This is a genomic window from Marinococcus salis (assembly GCF_054971365.1).
Window position 1 is genome coordinate 1 of record NZ_JBQOJB010000045.1, and the last position, 1,527, is coordinate 1,527.

1 protein-coding gene is annotated in these 1,527 nt (G+C 56.5%); it reads left to right on the forward strand.

Going from position 1 to position 1,527, the window contains the following annotated elements; genetic code table 11:
• Window positions 1-93 precede the first annotated feature (93 nt).
• On the forward strand, window positions 94-1,527 hold the full coding sequence (locus ACTTK6_RS15755) for an IS1182 family transposase (protein ID WP_462833946.1): 1,434 nt from the start codon (window positions 94-96) through the stop codon (window positions 1,525-1,527).

Here is a 1,527-nt window from a genome sequence, read left to right on the forward strand (position 1 = left end):
TCAGACTGTCGACAATGGCTCTCATTTTAGAGCGTGTCGGCAGTTTTTTTATGCTATGATAAAAAGAAATAGCCTGGAAAGGGGTTATGGCGCATGATGAGGCGGAATACGGAAGAAGCTCGTTATCGGGAAGCGACCATTCAGTTGGATCAGTTAGTGCCCGCGGACCACCTGGTCCGCCAGATTGAGGCCGCGCTGGATTTTTCCTTTATTTACGACGAAGTTGCGTCCCTCTATGCCCCCATCGGCCGGCCGAGTATTGACCCGGTCCGGCTGGTGAAAATGGTGCTGCTCCAGTATTTGTTCGGCATTCGCTCCATGCGTCAAACCGTGCGGGAGATCGAAACAAATATGGCCTACCGATGGTTCCTTGGTTTGGACCTCCTGGATCCCGTCCCGCATTTCTCCACCTTCGGCAAAAACTACACGCGCCGGTTTCGAGACAGTGGGTTGTTCGAAGCGATGTTTGAACGAGTGCTGGGGGAAGCCGTGGCCGCCGGTTTTGTGGACCCGTCCGTCTTTTATATCGATGCCACCCACGTGAAAGCGAACGCCAACAAGAAAAAATTTGATCGGGTTCATTTGGCGGCCGAAGCCCGGGCCTACCAGGCACAACTGGATGCCGAAATTCACCGGGACCGCGAGGTCCACGGAAAAAAGCCCCTGCCTCCCGCCCGCCGCGAACCGGGCGGACGGGAGGTCAAACAAAGCAAGACGGATCCTGACAGCGGCTATTACGTCAAAGATGAACGGGAGAAGATGTTTGCCTACAGCTGGCATACCGCCTGCGACCGGCACGGGTTTGTGCTCGGAGCGATTGTGACCGGAGCCAATGTTCATGACAGCCGGATCTTTCATGAGCTGTTGGCGCAGGTGATGGCCCGGGTGGGCCGTCCATACGCCGTTGCGGTGGATGCCGGCTATAAAACCCCGGCCATTGCTCATCTGCTTCGCGAGCAGGCCATTCGCCCGGTTATGCCCTATACCCGGCCCAAGGGCCTGCCGGGACGCTTGCGGAAACAGGACTTTGTGTATGATGCCTATCTGGACGCGTATCTCTGTCCCGAGCATCAAGCCTTGCGCTACCGCACCACGAATCGGGACGGTTATCAGGAGTATGTCTCGGATCCCGTCATTTGTCAGTCCTGCCCGCTGCTCGAGACCTGTACCCAAAGCCGGGATCATCGGAAGGTGATCCTCCGCCACGTCTGGCAGGACGATCTAGACGAAGCCGAACACCTTCGGCACACCCCGTGGAACCGGAGGACCTATGCGGAACGAAAAGAAACCATCGAACGGATTTTTGCGGATCTCAAACAAAAGCATGGCTTGCGCTGGACGCTCCTCGCCGGAGGGGCACGAAACACCGCGCAGGCGATGCTTGTTTATGCGGTGATGAACCTCAAAAAACTCGCCACCTGGCGGTGGCGACAGACGTGCGCCGGCTGTTGGATGCTTCTTTTTCCCTCAATGGCACAAACAAAGGCCTCCGAAAATCATTTTCGGAGGCCTTTGTCTACAATCTGA